The organism is Streptomyces sp. AV19, from assembly GCF_015999245.1.
Lineage (GTDB): Bacteria > Actinomycetota > Actinomycetes > Streptomycetales > Streptomycetaceae > Streptomyces.
Window position 1 is genome coordinate 23,088 of sequence record NZ_JAEAMR010000004.1, and the last position, 16,310, is coordinate 39,397.

The 16,310-nt window shown below is 69.2% G+C and carries 11 protein-coding genes; 3 read left to right on the forward strand and 8 right to left on the reverse strand.

Annotated features, from left to right (window positions below; genetic code table 11):
* Positions 1 to 299: 299 nt before the first annotated feature.
* The gene (locus I5Q34_RS04815; protein WP_199890884.1) at positions 300 to 665 is read right to left on the reverse strand and encodes a hypothetical protein; all 366 of its coding nucleotides are present in this window, start codon (positions 663 to 665) and stop codon (positions 300 to 302) included.
* Between the two features lie 9 nt (positions 666 to 674).
* Positions 675 to 4,544 carry a polymorphic toxin-type HINT domain-containing protein gene (locus I5Q34_RS04820; RefSeq protein ID WP_199890885.1) on the reverse strand — a complete coding sequence of 1,290 codons (3,870 nt, stop codon included), beginning with the start codon at positions 4,542 to 4,544 and terminating at the stop codon, positions 675 to 677.
* A 619-nt stretch (positions 4,545 to 5,163) separates the two neighbouring features.
* On the opposite strand from I5Q34_RS04820, the gene I5Q34_RS04825 reads away from it, so the two are divergent.
* Positions 5,164 to 5,613, forward strand: a complete 450-nt coding sequence (locus tag I5Q34_RS04825) for a hypothetical protein (RefSeq protein WP_277965655.1) — start codon at positions 5,164 to 5,166, stop codon at positions 5,611 to 5,613.
* Between the two features lie 157 nt (positions 5,614 to 5,770).
* Entirely contained in the window at positions 5,771 to 7,312 is a 1,542-nt protein-coding gene (locus I5Q34_RS04830) for a trypsin-like serine protease (RefSeq protein WP_199890886.1), read from the forward strand.
* A 181-nt stretch (positions 7,313 to 7,493) separates the two neighbouring features.
* On the opposite strand, the gene I5Q34_RS04835 is transcribed toward I5Q34_RS04830, so the two are convergent.
* The 6 genes from I5Q34_RS04835 to I5Q34_RS04860 all read right to left on the reverse strand — a co-directional run bounded on the left by I5Q34_RS04835 (position 7,494) and on the right by I5Q34_RS04860 (position 14,983).
* Positions 7,494 to 7,712: a type II toxin-antitoxin system RelE/ParE family toxin gene (locus tag I5Q34_RS04835; protein WP_199890887.1), complete on the reverse strand. Its 219-nt coding sequence runs from the start codon at positions 7,710 to 7,712 to the stop codon at positions 7,494 to 7,496.
* 38 nt (positions 7,713 to 7,750) lie between these two features.
* Entirely contained in the window at positions 7,751 to 8,065 is a 315-nt protein-coding gene (locus I5Q34_RS04840) for a hypothetical protein (RefSeq protein WP_199890888.1), read from the reverse strand.
* A gap of 133 nt (positions 8,066 to 8,198) precedes the next feature.
* Positions 8,199 to 12,035 (reverse strand): multifunctional oxoglutarate decarboxylase/oxoglutarate dehydrogenase thiamine pyrophosphate-binding subunit/dihydrolipoyllysine-residue succinyltransferase subunit, encoded by a 3,837-nt coding sequence (locus I5Q34_RS04845; protein WP_199890889.1) that lies wholly within the window; start codon positions 12,033 to 12,035, stop codon positions 8,199 to 8,201.
* Between the two features lie 250 nt (positions 12,036 to 12,285).
* Positions 12,286 to 13,377, reverse strand: a complete 1,092-nt coding sequence (locus tag I5Q34_RS04850) for a HAMP domain-containing sensor histidine kinase (protein WP_199890890.1) — start codon at positions 13,375 to 13,377, stop codon at positions 12,286 to 12,288.
* A gap of 16 nt (positions 13,378 to 13,393) precedes the next feature.
* Entirely contained in the window at positions 13,394 to 14,131 is a 738-nt protein-coding gene (locus tag I5Q34_RS04855; RefSeq protein WP_049716958.1) for a response regulator transcription factor, read from the reverse strand.
* A gap of 150 nt (positions 14,132 to 14,281) precedes the next feature.
* Complete coding sequence (locus tag I5Q34_RS04860; RefSeq protein ID WP_199890891.1) at positions 14,282 to 14,983, reverse strand: spermidine synthase; 702 nt, start codon at positions 14,981 to 14,983, stop codon at positions 14,282 to 14,284.
* Between the two features lie 193 nt (positions 14,984 to 15,176).
* On the opposite strand from I5Q34_RS04860, the gene I5Q34_RS35720 reads away from it, so the two are divergent.
* On the forward strand, positions 15,177 to 16,217 hold the full coding sequence (locus I5Q34_RS35720; protein WP_199890892.1) for a rhomboid-like protein: 1,041 nt from the start codon (positions 15,177 to 15,179) through the stop codon (positions 16,215 to 16,217).
* Positions 16,218 to 16,310: the final 93 nt, after the last annotated feature.

The window sequence follows — 16,310 nt, forward strand, 5'->3', positions numbered from 1 at the left end:
CTTGGGGGGATCAGTTGCTTCAACGGAGCTTCGTTGCATACGGCGCGACCACTGCACCACCGGCCCGCCTCGCAAAAACCTGATGCCTTCAGCTGGAATAGGGACGCCGACGGCGTTCACCAGGTATCTGGTGGTGGGGGGAGCCGTCGGCGTTGGTCCACAGCTGCCAGACCGAGCCCGTCGGCGTGCAAGTCCCGGTACCTCCCAAGTGATTCCGGGATCTGCCACGACGTAGTCACGAGGTCTTGCAGCGAACTGCTGAGAATTCCGCAGAGGTGCCGGTAGTGGAACCCGACAATTCAGCGGGCGCGCGCCTCCAGGTATTTCATAAATACGGCTGATGCTCCGTGAGCGCCATTTCTGGCGGACAGGAACGAGTCCAATTCCTCAAACAGGGAATCGATCGCTCGTACCTCATCGGTTTCATTGATTTCCCAGGCGTCGTGTGCAGGAACCTGTGCCATCCTCAAGATGAGAAGAGGCCAGGCTAGATTCGCTTCACAGTCAGCCTTGATGGCGAGCCACTCTCGGAAGCCAACGAGTAGCCCCCATGCATTCCCGGCATCGCATCCGTTGATGAACGCCACGGCTTCTCGGAAGGATCCGTCCAGTCCGTAGCTGTTCGGACGTCTTCTGATGTCAGAAAACAGCTGGCGATAATCCATGGCGTCCTCTCAGTCCAGTTGATCGAATCTCAGGTACTCGCCGTACTCGAATCGGCTGCGGTAAACGTCGATTGGCTCGCCGTATCTATCTGTCCAGGCGTCGTATACACGGCCGTTCTTGATCAACACGTCATGATGAGCCCAGCCTGTATCCTGGCCTCGATACTTCCCCAGGCTTGGAGCGCCGTAGGAATCAGTGATCCTGTGACGCTTGCCCCCTATTTGCTCTTGGATCTTCTTTGCGACATCTTCGCAACCCGTACTTTGGCAAATATCCGAAATTTTTGCCGGTTTCCAGCTCTCGCCGAGGTCTCCGCAGTCGCTGTTGTGGACGAGGACCGGCGTCCGCCCAGCGAGTACATAATACGTGTGGAGGTCGTCGACGGTGAGGTTGTAAGTGCGTGCGTGGTGGTCGTAGGCGCGGTTGGCCTGAACGCGGGCGGTGGTGCCGTCGCTGGTGCGAAGGGTGGTGCCGGGGGTGAGTTCGCGGGCGGGGAGCCAGCGGTGTTTGTCCGGTGCCCAGAAGGGGTGTTCGTGGGTGGCGGTGAGTTTCTTCGGGCCGTTGGAAGTCCTGATCGTCACTTCGTTGAAGTGCTTATCGCTGTCGGTGACGATCGTTCGGCTGACCTGGCGGGCTGCTGACCAGCCAGTGACCGGGTCGGTTGCGAGGACTTGGTCGCCGGTCTTGATGTCCTCGATGTTGCGGGTGGAGCGGTCGCCCATGAGGACCTTGGTGCCGGCCAGGAAGCAGTTGTTGCAGCCGGGCTTGGGGCGGCGTCGTGACTTGCCTGCGGCCTTCTCTGCCTCCTTTTCAACTGCCTTCTTGCCCGACTTGCCCCAGGCCCACTTCCCGCCCTTGATGGCCCACTTTGCGCCCTTTCCGCCCGGGCCCGGGATGAGTTCCAGGCAGCCGAGGGATTCTCCACGGGCATGGGCGCACTCGGATATGCCCTTCAGTGGCGTGAGCTCGGCGACGATGCCCAGGGGGCCCTTCCAGCATCCGGGGTCCCACCAGGGGCACTTCTTCTCCTGACCGCCGGCCTGTTCCTCGATGTTTTTGAAATCGAGGAGCTTCTTGACGATTTCTGACGATGCGCCGGCGATCTGATCCTGCGCCTCTTGCATGGCCTTTTCCGCGGCCTTCAGGTCGCGGACACGGATCTTGATCTGTGTGACGGCGGTCTTGGCCTCGGCCGCGTCCTGGCCTGCCTTGTCGGCGGAGATGCGGGCGTCTGCGGCGGCGGCGTAGGCCGTGTCGGCGGAGTCGTGTGCCCATCGGGCCGATGCGCCGGCCCGGGCAGCGGAGATTTCCGCGGCTTCGGCGTCGTGTGCCGCTGCTTGTGCTGCTTGCGTGGCGGCTTGTGCGGAATTCGCGGCCTGGGCGGCCGAGGCCTCGGCCGACTTGGCGTACTGGCGTGCCTGGCCCGCGAACTTGTCGGCCTGGCCGGCGTATTCCTTGGCCTGCTTGGCGGCGGCGTTCGCTTCCTTGCTGGCCTTCGCGGCCCTGGCTGCGACGACCGAGGCGAGGGCCGCGTTCTGCTGGGCGAGGGACGCGGTCCGCGCAGCGCCGGCGATGAGCTGCTGCACGGTCGCGACATGGGTGGCCGTGAGGTTGTCCAGACGAGCGGCGGAGTACTGGCCGGTCTCGATGAACTGGTGCAGGAGTTCCGGCGGGCTCTCCATCGCGACCTTGGCGGCGGCCTTGACCTCGGGGCCGCCGGTGTGGATGAGCTGGGCCGCGCGAGTGCGCTCGTCGGCTTCCCGGGCGATGTGCTGGGTGCGGTTGAGGAATTCGCGGAGCTTGCCGGCGGAACTGTCCAGCAGCGCGTCCTGGCCGGCCTTCTTGAGCTCCGGCCCGGCGGTGTGCACGATCTGGGCCACGCCCAGGCGGTAGTCGCCCAGAGCGGCCTCGTGCTGACCGGTGCGCAGGAACTCGGCTATCTGCTTCGCGTCGCCCTTGAGCGCTTCCTTGGCCGCCTTGCGGACAGATTCCAGCCCGCTGTCCTCGGCAAGGCGCTGGACGCCGGCGCGTTCGTCCTCCTGCAGGGCCTCTTGCCGGCCGGCCCGCAGGTACTCAACCACGTTGTCATCGGAACCCGCGAGGGCGAGCTTGGCGGCGGCCTGGCTCCAGGGGCCTGCGGTCTTCAGTGACCGCATGGCGACCTTGCGGCCCTTGGCCGCGGCCTCCTTGACATCGACACCGGGCTTGGCAGCTTCGGCGGCGAGGCGGTCGGCCTCCTCGTCGAGCTCCTTGCGCTCCTTGTCAGCGCGCTCTGCTTCGGCTTGGCGCCGCTCTCCCTCGATCCGCAGGATCCGGGCCTGCTCGACCCTGGCGGCAGTACGGGCCCTGAGCTCCTCCGCCTCGACCTTGCGGGCGACGCCCTGCACCTTGCTCGCGGTCTTCACCGCGTCGAGCGCGGCGTTGGCCGCCTTCTTGGCCTCCGCGGCATGGAGCGCCGACTGTTTGGCCGCGCTGGACGCCTGCCCCGCGTGCTTGGCGGCCTCCTCCGCCGCCTTGCCCGCGTTGCGAGCGTGCTTGGCCGCCGAGTCCGCGGCCTTCGCCGCCTCGTCCGCAGCGGCCGCCGACTCACGGGCCAGAGCCTGCGACTGCTGGGCAGCACGAGCAGAGTCATCCGCGCGGGCGCGGGCCGTGGCCGCCCACTGCCTGGCACGGGCCGCCTCCGCGTCGGCCACCCCGGCAAGGCCACCGGCCCTGTCCGCCTCACTCGCCGCCACCTGCGCATTGGCACTGGCACTCGCAGCCGCACCCGCGGCCTTCTCGGCGGCCCTCGAAGCGACACCCACCTGCTTCGCGGCATCCCTGGCCAGATCGGCCGCCTCCGCGGCCGCATAGGCGTCCTTGGCGGCCTTGCGCGCGTCGCCCGCCCGGCCCGCGTCCTTCGCCGCGTTCGCAGCGGCGTTGCGTGCCCGCGCCGCGGCCTCGGCGGCACCGGCAGCGGCAGCGGCGGCGTTCGCGGCAGCCGTGGAGGCCATCCGCGCCGCGTAGTTGGCCGCCTGCGCCGCGCCTATGGCCTCTTGTGCCGCGTTGGCGGCGCCCTGCGCGGCGGTCGCGGCCTGCTGGGCCGACCGCGCCGCGCGGGCCGTGTCCTTGCCCGCCGCCTTGGTCTCCTCCGCAGCCTTCTGCGCCTGCTTCTTGGCCAGATCCGATGCCTTCACGGCCCGGTCGGAAGCCCGCCCGGCCGCCTCGGTCTGGCTCCTGGCCACCTGGCCGGCTTCCTTCGCCCGCTGCGCGAGCTCGGCGACGGTGGCCCGTTCCTGGTCACGCATGCGGGCAACATGCTGGCCCACGGCAAGGAACTCGCGGACGTCGTCGGCGGATCCCTTCAGCGCGACCTGGGCGGCTTCCTTCGTAGCCGGACCACCGGTTCCGAGGATCTGGACGAGACGGAGCCGCTCGTCGGCCTCGCGCGCGATGAACTGCTTGTCCTCCAGGAACTTGGCCATGTCATCGGCCGTCCCGAGAAGCGCCTTCTGGCCCGCCTCCTTGAGAGAAAGACCGCCCTCGTTGATCGCCTGTGCAACCAGGATGCGTTGGTCGGCCTCGAACGGGGTCTGCCAACCCTCCTCAAGGAACTTCCGTATGTCCTCGTCGGTCCCCTTGACCAGGACCTCCTGGGCGGCCTCACGCAGCGTCGGCCCGCCGAGGTTGTAGATCCGGGCCGTCGCGACACGCTCATCCCCGAGTTGGGCGAGGTCCTTCTCGCGGTCGAGGAAACGGCGTACGTCCTCATCAGAGCCGAGGAGTGCCACCTCAGCCGCAGCTTTGACCCCTGGCCCGCCCTTCAACCACCGCTCAACGACGCTTCCGCGGGGGGTCAACCACAGCACATCAGAGATGGCGTAGTCATTCGTGTCCAAGTCTTCTGCCGCCCTGGCGGGAGCGGTTCCGAGCAACCCGACGAGGAGCGCCAAGGGCAGCAAGGCCAGGCACAGCAGGCGTATGACGAACGCTGGCGCGCCCCGCATCCTCTTCAAGCAAGGTTTATGTCTCACGAACTGCCTTCTTAACTTTGTGAAGTGACTGCTGTGCAGTCAATTAGCGCCGGTGATCATAGTCGGAGAAATCTGCGACACAGTGTGAGGCGGTCAGAACAGGCCAGCGCGGCTTGAAGCAGAGGAGGGGGGCGCTTAGTCACGGGCTGCCGTAATGTCAAGTCGCGTTACGCAAATGATAGATGGATGAGACTGATGCGGCGTCAGACATCTCAAAGTGCCGTCTTGCCAGGGTGGTAGGTTCGATCAGTGCCGCTCTCCCACATCCATGATGCGGCCCTTTTTTGTTCGCCAACCCTGTCGAAAGGAAAACTCGATGAGGTCCCCCCTGCGCGGGACACTAAGGGTTGTCCCGTAAATGATCTACGAGTTGGTGGGTGACGAGTCGGCCCCAGCCACACCAAGATCATCTCACCCGTGACCAGCAGTTACGGGACAACCCTTAGTTGCCGCCGTCGCCGGAGCCGTCTCCGTCATCCTGACTGTGGGCTCCACAACGAGCGCGGCCGCACCCTCGGTAGACGTAGCTGACGGCCCATCACTGTCCTACGCGGTCGAGGGCTTCGAATACCCCAACGCCGCGAAGATTCTCAAGGAGCGCGGAATCGCGCTCCGCAAGGGCGACGGCCACATCCTCCTGTCCGACTGCACTGTGACCCAGGACATCGTCGTCAATACCAACAACCTCGACAACGTCGACCGCGGAAAGTACTGCTTCAAAGTCACGGGCACCGGCAAGTCCGGCGAACTCACCCTGGAAATGGCCAAGGTCATCTCCATCACCGCCGGGAACTACCTCGTCCAGGCCAGCCTCACCACCGATGGCCGCACCACCGAGGTCGGACTGTCGAAGTACGACACCAAGGTGGTCGGCCAGGGCGTCAACCCGACCGGCAGCCCCGCTGTGCTGGTCAAGCTTCGCGTCAAGGGCTGACAACGCCGCCACCCCACGCGGGCGGCTCACGACCAGCTGACCCCGCCACCGCGTGACTCACCACACCACTACTTCGCTGAGGAACAACAGAATGCCTGGCATACGTCCACGCGCCGCGTGGAGCACCGGACTTGCCGTATCCGCTGTCACGGCAGGCTTGCTGACCGCCGCTCCCGCGCACGCGGTGGTCGGTGAGCAGGCCAAGGACGACGCGTTCGCGTTCACCGCCAAGCTCGACATCGGAGGCGAGCGCAGCTGCTCGGCCGCGCTGGTGGGGGAGCAATGGCTGGTCACCGCCGCCAGCTGCTTCGCCGATGACCCGGCACGGAGCCTGACGGTGCGGGCAGGCACGCCGAAGGTTCGGACGATCGCCACCATTGGCCGCACCGACCTCACCCGTGGCGGCGGCAGCGTGGTGGAGGTCGTCGAGCTCGTCCCGCGTACCGACCGCGACCTGGTCATGGCCCGACTCGCCACACCGGTCACCGGCGTCGCTCCCATCGGCCTCGGCGCCAACGCCGTACTGCCCGGCGAGGACCTGTGGGTCGCCGGTTACGGACGGACCCGCGACGAATGGGTCCCCGACCGGCTGCACCACGCGCGATTCACCGTGGACGCGGTGAAGAGCACCTCAATCGGCCTGTCCGGCAAGTCCCCCGACGCAACTGTCTGCCAGGGCGACACCGGCGGCCCGGCCTTCCGGGAGATCGGCGGCCGCTACGAACTGGCAGGCATCAACAGCATGTCGGGGCAAGGCGGTTGCTTCGGCACCGATGAATCGGTGACCAGCAGAGCCGCGGCGAACACCCGGGTCGACGACATCACCGGATGGATCCACTCCGTCGCCTACCGCGATGTTCTGAAGCAGGCCAACTGGAAAAACGTGGCCCACCTGGCCTCCGGCCGCTTCACCAACGCCGCCGGGGCGGCGGCCAAGCGCCGCATGGACCTGTTCGTGATCTGGAAGGACGGCTCGGCCAGCATCTTCCCGGGATCCGACAGCACCGACCCCAAGACACCGTTCTCGGCCGAGCACAAGGTGGCCAAGGCCGGCAGCGACTGGCAGTACGCCAGCGTCATCGCGGCGGGCAATTTCGCCGGCAGCGGCACGGACGGACTCTTCGTCCGGTGGAAGGACGCCGAGGTGACCGAGTACGGACACCTCGACCTCAAGGGAGCCCACAACGAGAAGACGCTGAAGAAGAAGCGGCAGCTCGACCCCAAGAACTTCTGGAACAACGCCCGGCTGATCACCGTCGGCCGGTACAGCGGCAACAGCCTGCGCGACGACGTGCTGGTGCTCTGGGAAAACGGGTCCACCTCGCTGTACACCGATATCCACAGCAAGGAGCTGAACGGCTACTCCCAACTGTCCGCCGCGGCCAACTCCTGGAAGAACGCCACCCAGATCAGCGCAGGGGAATTCAACGGCAAGAAGACCTCCGACCTGCTCATCCAGTGGAAGGACGGAGAGACCAGCGTCTTCCCGGGCGTCGACGCCAAGGGCTACCACGGCCGAACCAAGATCAACAACACCGGTTCCGCCTGGAAGAACGCCCACATCCTCACCACCGGGGCCTTCACCAACAACGACGACCGCGTCAACGACATCCTCATCAGCTGGAACAACGGCAACCTGGGCCTCTACCCCGATGTCGACGGAAACGGGACCCACGGAGGCATCGAGCTCCTCAAATGACCGCGAGCGCCTGAGGGGAGACGCATTCTGCTTCCGCGCACCAAGCAGGTGACTCGTTCAGGAACATGCCGAGTGTTGCACTCCTGGGCAGGGGCGTATGGCGGCCGTCACGGCTTCACCTGCAAACGGGTCGGGGCACGTACCGCTTGTGCGCGGTTCGAGCCCCGGCCCATGTCGGGCGTTATGGCCGGACGGGCGTACTGCCGATCAGCAGCAGCGTCACCGCGACATTCGGTCCGTCGATCTCGTACAGCGCCCGGTACCGGCCGACGTGCAGTCGCCAGGTGTTCGTTCCACCCAGGCGCGCGGCATCGGCCGGGCGCGGGTTGGTCGCGAGGGCGTTGATGGCGTCGGCGTAGGGCTTGACCGCGTCGCCGTCCTTCTGGCGGAGGGCGCGCATGATCCGGGCAGTGTTGTTGGCCCAGATCAGGGTGTACTTTATGAGGCCGCCTGCTGGTCGAGCATGGCCATCACCTCGGCGTGGGTGAGGGTGCTGCCGTCGCTCTCGGCGCGGGCGAGTTCGATGAGGTGGAGGTCGGCGGCGTCCTCCAGGGCGGCGCGGGCCTCGGGGTCGTCGCCGGCGGTGTCCACGACGGCCTGCCGCCACCAGTCGTTCAGCAGGAGGCTGAGGGCGCCGGGGCTGTCGACGCCGCGGACGTCGTCCCAGAAGCGTCTGTGCCATCTCTCGTCTAGGGCGTCGGCGATACCGCCGATGGTGCGGGGGATGTCCGGCAGCTCGGTGGAGAGGTTCATGGCGGTCTCCTGGGGAAGGGACATACTCGCGTTCAGAGAGCAGGGCATGGGAAATGGCCCGGGGCCCGTACCGCTCGCGGAAGCGAGGGTACGGGCCCCGGGCCGTTCAGCCGACGGCGTCAGAAGATCCGCCTCAGGCGTCGAACACCTCGTTCACCAGAGCCGTCTGCTCCACCTGGTGCCGCTTCGCCGAGCCCACCGCCGGGGACGACGAGTGGGGGCGGGAGACGCGGCGCAGGCGCTCGGGGGCGGGGATGTCCGCGCCGACCGCCAGGTCCAGGTGGTCGATCAGGTTGAGGGCGATGAACGGCCAGGCGCCCTGGTTGGCCGGCTCCTCCTGGGCCCAGATGTACTTCTCGGCGTTGGGGAACTTGGCGATCTCCGCCTGGAGTTCGGCACCCGGGAGCGGGTACAGACGCTCGAGGCGGATGAGGGCCGTGTCCGTCGCGCCGCGCTTCTGACGCTCGGCCTCCAGGTCGTAGTAGACCTTGCCGGAGCAGAAGACGACCTTGCGGACGGCGGACGCGTCCACGGTGTCGTCGCCGATGACCGGGCGGAACTGCCCGCTCGTGAACTCCTCCGCCTTCGACGCCGCGGCCTTCAGACGCAGCATCGACTTCGGGGTGAAGACGATCAGCGGCTTGTGGTGCGGGTTGTGGACCTGCCAGCGCAGGAGGTGGAAGTAGTTGGAGGGGAGGGTCGGCATGGCGACCGTCATGTTGTTCTGGGCGCAGAGCTGGAGGAAGCGCTCGATGCGGGCCGAGGAGTGGTCCGGGCCCTGGCCCTCGTAGCCGTGCGGGAGGAGGAGCGTGACGCCGGACGTCTGGCCCCACTTCTGCTCGGAGGAGGAGATGAACTCGTCCGTGATGCTCTGGGCACCGTTGACGAAGTCGCCGAACTGGGCCTCCCACAGCACCAGCGCGTCCGGGCGGGCCAGCGAGTAGCCGTACTCGAAGCCCATCGCCGCGTACTCGCTGAGCAGCGAGTCGTAGACGTTGAAGCGCGCCTGGTCCTCGGAGAGGTAGAGCAGCGGGGTGAAGTCCTCGCCGGTCTCGCGGTCCACCAGCACCGCGTGGCGCTGGCCGAAGGTGCCGCGGCGGGAGTCCTGGCCGGCGAGCCGGACCGGGGTGCCCTCCATCAGCAGCGAGCCGAAGGCGAGGGTCTCGCCCATGCCCCAGTCGATCGTGCCGTCCTCGATGCTGGCGGCGCGGCGCTGCAGCTGCGGCACCAGGCGCGGGTGCACCGTGACGTTCTCCGGCGGGGTGACCTGCGACTCGGCGATGCGCTTCAGCACCTCGGCGGAGATCGCGGTGTCGACGGCGGCCGGGAACTCCGGGCCGGAGGGGGCCGAAGGGGCCTCCGCCGGGGCCGGGTTGGCGTCGGCGTCGCGGACCTCGACGAAGACCTTCTCCAGCTGGCCCTGGTAGTCCTGCAGGGCCTGCTCGGCCTCCTCCAGGGTGATGTCGCCCCGGCCGATCAGCGACTCGGTGTAGAGCTTGCGCACCGAGCGCTTCTTGTCGATCAGGTCGTACATCAGCGGCTGGGTGAACGAGGGGTTGTCCGACTCGTTGTGGCCCCGGCGCCGGTAGCAGATCAGGTCGATGACGACGTCCTTGTTGAACGTCTGGCGGAACTCGAAGGCCAGACGGGCAACGCGGACCACGGCCTCGGGGTCGTCACCGTTCACGTGGAAGATCGGCGCCTCGATCATCCGCGCGACGTCGGTGCAGTACATCGACGAGCGCGAGGACTCCGGCGGCGCGGTGAAGCCGACCTGGTTGTTGATGACGATGTGCACGGTGCCGCCGGTGCGGTAGCCGCGCAGCTGCGACATGTTGAGCGTCTCGGCGACGACGCCCTGGCCCGCGAAGGCCGCGTCGCCGTGCAGCTGGACCGGCAGGACGGTGAAGTCCGTGCCCGCCTTGCCGATGATGTCCTGCTTGGCGCGGGCGATGCCCTCGACGACCGGGTCGACCGTCTCCAGGTGGGACGGGTTGGCGGCCAGCGAGACCTTGATCTGCTCGCCGTCCAGGCCGGTGAAGGTGCCCTCGGCGCCCAGGTGGTACTTCACGTCGCCGGAGCCGTGCATCGACTTCGGGTCGAGGTTGCCCTCGAACTCGCGGAAGATCTGCGCGTACGACTTGCCGACGATGTTCGCCAGGACGTTGAGGCGGCCGCGGTGGGCCATGCCGATGACGACCTCGTCGAGGCGGGCCTCGGCGGCCGCGTCCAGCACCGAGTCCAGCAGCGGGATGACGGACTCGCCGCCTTCCAGGGAGAACCGCTTCTGGCCCACGTACTTGGTCTGCAGGAACGTCTCGAAGGCCTCCGCCGCGTTCAGGCGGCGCAGGATGCGCAGCTGCTCCTCGCGCTCCGGCTTGGCGTGCGGGCGCTCGACGCGGTCCTGGATCCACTTGCGCTGCTTGGGGTCCTGGATGTGCATGAACTCGATGCCGGTGGTGCGGCAGTACGAGTCGCGCAGGACGCCCAGGATGTCGCGCAGCTTCATCAGGGACTTGCCGGCGAAGCCGCCGACCGCGAAGTCGCGCTCCAGGTCCCAGAGGGTCAGGCCGTGCTCGGTGATGTCCAGGTCGGGGTGCTTGCGCTGGCGGTACTCCAGCGGGTCGGTGTCGGCCATGACGTGGCCGCGCACCCGGTACGCGTGGATCAGCTCGAAGACGCGGGCGGCCTTGGTGACGTCGTCGTCGTGCGAGGCGTCGATGTCCTTGAGCCAGCGGACCGGCTCGTAGGGGATGCGCAGCGCCTCGAAGATCTCGTCGTAGAAGCCGTTCTCGCCGAGCAGCAGCTGGTGCATGATCCGCAGGAACTCGCCGGAGGCGGCGCCCTGGATGACGCGGTGGTCGTACGTCGAGGTCAGGGTCATGACCTTCGAGACGCCCATCTTGTTCAGGGTGTCCTGCGACGTGCCCTGGAACTCGGCGGGGTAGTCCATGGCGCCCACGCCGAGGATCAGGCCCTGGCCGGGCATCAGGCGCGGCACGGAGTGGACGGTGCCGATGCCGCCGGGGTTGGTCAGCGACGCGGTGACGCCCGTGAAGTCGTCCATCGTCAGCTTGCCGACGCGGGCGCGCTTGACGATGTCCTCGTAGGCCTGCCAGAACTCGAAGAAGTTCAGGGTCTCGGCCTTCTTGATGGCCGCGACGACGAGCTGGCGGTCGCCGTTCGGCTTGACCAGGTCGATGGCCAGGCCGAGGTTGACGTGCTCGGGCTTGACGAGGGTGGGCTTGCCGTCCTTCTCCGTGAAGGAGTGGTTCATCGACGGCATCAGCTTCAGCGCCTGCACCATGGCGTAGCCGATGAGGTGCGTGAAGGACACCTTGCCGCCGCGGGCGCGCTTGAGATGGTTGTTGATGACGATGCGCTGGTCGAACAGCAGCTTCACCGGGACGGCGCGGACGGACGTGGCCGTCGGCAGCTCCAGGGAGGCGTTCATGTTCTTGGCGACCGCGGCGGAGGGCCCGCGCAGCGTCACGAACTCCGGACCGGCCGGGGCCTCGGCGGGCGCGGCGGCCTTGGCGGCCGCGGGCTTGGCGGCGGCGGGCTTCGCGGGGGCTGCCGGGGCGGCCTGCGCGGGCTTCGCCGGAGCCGGAGCCGGAGCCGCTGCCGGAGCGGCAGGTGCGGCGGGCGCGGCCGGAGCGGCGGCGGCCGGCTGCGCGGGCGCGGGAGCGGCCGGGGCCGGGGCGGCGGCGGGAGCGGCGGCCGGGGGCGCGGCGGGGGCGGTGCCCCCGGTCACGGCCTGCTGCGCCGCAGCAGAGCTCGTGTCCTTGCCCGGCTTGTAGTCGGCGAAGAAGTCCCACCAGGCTCGGTCGACCGAGTTCGGGTCCTGGAGGTACTGCTGGTAGATCTCGTCGACGAGCCACTCGTTGGGACCGAACACGTCAGCAGGGCTCTTGCCCTGCCCGTCTTGGTCGGTCGAGATGCTCGATGAGTTCGGGGACTGTGGCGACACGGCGGCAACCGCCCTCTTCCGCTTCCTAAGGTGGTGGACAGCGGGAATAAAGGCTACGCCTGTCAGGGGCTCCCATGCAGGTCGCCGAGGCCAGTCGTCGCCTAAGTCACACTCTGCACGGGGTTTCGGGGCATGACTCGGCGGGAAACACACGAAGTTTTGCCTGTCCCGTCCCTGTCCGGCGGCTTTCGGGTTCGCCGAAGCCCGCCGCACATCCGGACGAATGTGTGCCTCCGGCTCCGACCCTACGTCAAGACTGATCACGAGGTCCGCCCGGAAGAATGACTTTGATGCGACAGCCACGCGGGGATTCGGCCACCCCGATGCTCCCGCCGTGCAGGTCGACCGCCCAGCGGGCGATGGCCAGCCCCAGCCCCGTCCCGCCGTCGCTCTCCGGCCCGTGGTGTCCCGAGCCGCCCCGGTTGAACCGCTCGAAGACCCGGTGCCGCTCCGCCGGGGGGATGCCGGGGCCCTCGTCCAGGACCTCCAGGGCCAGCGACTGGGCGCCCTCGCCGCGCCGGGCGCGGATGGTGACCCGGCCGTGCGGGGGGCTGTGCCGGACGGCGTTCTCGACCAGGTTCGCGACGACCTGGTGCAGCCGCTCGGCGTCCGCGTGCGCGGTCAGCTCCGGCGGCGAGACGTCCAGGTGCAGGTGGACGTCCTTGCGGACGCGCGGCGAGCCCGAGCCGCAGGCGATGCTGGTCTCCTTGAGCACTCCGGCGAGATAGGGCCAGACCTCGAAGCTGCGGGTGTGCAGCGGCACGACACCGTTGTCGAGCCGCGACAGGTCGAGCAGGTGCTCGACCAGCCGGCCCAGCCGCTCCGTCTGGCGCAGCGCGGCCCGCATGGTCTCCGGGTCGGCGGCCGAGACGCCGTCCACCACGTTCTCCAGCACGGCCCGCAGGCCGGCGATCGGGGTGCGCAGCTCGTGCGAGACGTTGGCGACCAGCTCCTTGCGGTGGGTGTCCACCGCCTCCAGGTCGGCCGCCATCCGGTTGAAGGCGTGGGCCAGGGCTCCGAACTCGTCCCGCCGCCCGTCCCGCACCCGCCGGCCGTAGTCGCCCTCGGCCATCGCCCGGGTGACCGCGGTCATCTCGTCCAGCGGCGCGGTGAGGCCGTGCGCCACGAACTGGGTGATCAGCAGCGAGGCGATGATCGAGAAGACCGTGATCACCCGTAACCCGGTCGCCGAGCGGAAGGCGACGAAGACCAGGAAGGTGGTGATCACGACCGAGCCGACCACCAGCCAGCCGAGGGCGGCCTTGACCGAGCGGTAGGGGTCCAGCGGGCGCAACGCCTCCCAGAGGCGGGCCGCCGGCCCCGGCGGCGGACAGTCGGTCATCTGCGGCCCGTGTTCGTCATGCGGCCGGCGTCTCCAGCGCGTACCCCACACCGTGGACCGTCCGGATCCTTTCGGCACCGATCTTGCGCCGCAGCGCCTTGATGTGGCTGTCCACGGTCCGGGTGCCGGAGGCGTCCGCCCAGTCCCAGACCTCGGCCAGCAGCTGTTCCCGGGAGAGCACCGCGCGCGGGGTGTTCGCCAGGCAGACCAGCAGGTCGAACTCGGTCGGGGTGAGGTGCACGTCCGCGCCCCGCACCCGCACCCGCCGCTGCGCGTGGTCGATCTCCAGCTCGCCCAGCCGCAGGATCCCGCTGCGCGGGGTGTGCGCGGCCAGCGTCGCGCGCTCCACCCGGCGCAGCAGGACGTGCACCCGCGCGGCCAGCTCGCGCATGGAGAACGGTTTGGTCATGTAGTCGTCCGCCCCCACGCCCAGCCCGACGAGCATGTCCGTCTCGTCGTCGCGCGCGGTGAGCATCAGCACCGGCACCGGCCGCTGGGCCTGCACCCGGCGGCACACCTCCAGGCCGTCGTAGCCCGGCAGCATCACGTCCAGGACCAGGAGGTCCGGCTGCCAGGCCTCGGTGGTGTCCACCGCGGCCGGACCGTCGCCGGCGGTCCGCACCTGGAAGCCCTCGGCCCGCAGCCGGGCCGCGATGGCCTCCGCGATCGTCCGGTCGTCCTCGACGACCAGCACCCGCCGCTGAGCCCCGGCGGAGGCTGCGGTGCCGCCCGGGCCGATGTGTGTCTGCTCCATGCGCCCCGCCCCTAAGCGTCGCCCCTGGCGACTCGAGTGCCAGTCCTCTCGAGTGCCCGATGAATGCCTGATGAATGGCTGTTGAGTGCCAGTTGAGTGCGAGTCCTCACAACTGTGGCAAGCAGGGTACGGGCAGGTGGCGGGGGACGGCTACGCGGCGAGGAGGCCGAGGTGGACCACGTCCGGGACGCCTCGGGCAACGCTGATCTCTTCGGTGGTTACCCCGGCGAACCCGGCATTCCGGAGCGCTTTCTCGAACTCCGGGGACGGTTGTGCGGACCAGACCGCCAGCACCCCGCCCGGGCGCAGCCGTTCCCGGCAGGCCCTGAGGCCGGCGGGGGAGTAGAGGTTGCCGTTGTCGTCGGTGACGGTCCAGTCGGGCCCGTTGTCGATGTCGAGGCAGAGCGCGGCGTAACGCTCCCCTGTGGTGCGGATGTGACGGACGAGGTCCGCCTCCACGATCCGGACGCGCGGGTCGGCGAGCGCGGCCGACGAGATCCCCGCCAGCGGGCCGGACCGGTGCCAGTCGATCACGGCCCGCTCCCGCTCCACCACGGTGATCCGCCCCCAGCGCGCCTCCTCGGCGGCCCGGGCCAGCGAGAAGCCCACGCCCAGCCCGCCGATCAGCACCTCGGGACCCTCCACCGAGGATGGCAGGGCCGCCAGCGCCGCCTCGACCAGCCGCCGCTCGGAGCGGCCGTCGGAGGTGTCCATCAGGAAACAGCCGTTCTCGATGATCTCCAGCACCCCCGGCCCGGTGCCGCGCCGCCGCAGGACCACCTCCCCGTACGGACCCTCGCGGCGGTCGAGGGTGACGATCTGCTGTGCTTCGGACGGGAACGACGTGCTCACACGGACCTCCGGAGATCGTTGATGTTCGACGGACGCACCGGAAGGTTAAGAGGTTGACAAGGGTGGGCGGCCTCACGGCCGGAACCTGATTCCCCCGGGGGCCGGGGCCCGTACTGTTCATAGTGCCGCGGCGCCCCGGGCGGGCCGCCGCGCGAGACCCGAGCACATCCAGGGGAGAAAGGGGCCCGGCCGAGTGACCGCGGTTGACCCCGCCGACGCGTCCGAGGACGCGCCGGCCGACGGCGCCCCCCGCGCCCGCCGGAGCCGGCTGCGCGCCCTGCGGCAGCTCGTCCCCACCCCGCGGGCCACCCCCTTCACCTTCTGCTACGGCCTGGTGCTGCTCGCCACCGCCCTCTACACCGAGTTCGGCGACGAGGCCACCGTCAACCAGCTGCTGCGCGACTCCAGCACCGACGCGGCCCACCTCGCGGACCGGCCCCTGGTGGTGCTCGTCGCCAGCGCCCTGTGGGTGGCCGGCGGGCTCTGGACGTTCTTCGGGCTGGCCTTCGCGCCCGTCCTCGGCGCCCTGGAGCGGCGCGTCGGGGGACTGCGCACCGCCGGGGTCTTCCTGCTCGGCCACGTCCTGGCGACCCTCGCGACCGAGCTGCCGGTGGCGGGCGCCGTCGCCGCCGGCCGGCTGCCGGCCGCCTCGCTGCACCGGCTCGACTACGGCATCAGCTTCGGGCTGATGGCCGGCCTCGGGGCGCTCGCCTGCCTCCAGCCGCAGCGCCCCAAGTGGGTGCTGCTCGGCGGCGCGTCCCTGATGTGCGCCCAGGACCTCGTCGAGTTCGCCGACCCGCTGGCCAGCTGGGGGCACCCGATCGCCCTGCTCACCGGCTGCGCCTGCCACACGCTGCTGCGCGACGCCGACCGTATGCCCGCCGCCTCAGCGGACGCCGCCGTCCCACCGCCACTCCCCGCGCAGGCCGTGCCCGGGCAGCGCGAGCCGTCCGGTGCACCACAGGAGGGTCTCGCCGGGGGCGTGCCCGCGCGGGGCGCCGGGGAAGAGCCGGCCGAGCGCGGGGGCGGCGAGGTCGTCCGGCGGGGTCCAGCCGAGGCCCAGACCGGCGGCGATGTCATGGGTGTGGACGACGGTCTCCACGACGCCCATGGCGGCGAAGCCGGGCCCGTCCGCATGGCCCCAGGGGTGCCACGCCCGGTCCGCCGGGGCGGCGGCGCGGACGGCGGCGGCGAGGAACGACGCCGCGACGCGGATGCCCTCCAGCCGCGCTGAGACGGGGGCCTTCGGGTCCAGCGAGGCGAACAGGGTGATGTAGCGGTCCCGCGGCTTCGCCGTGAGCAGGCCCGCGTACCCGGTCAGGCCCAG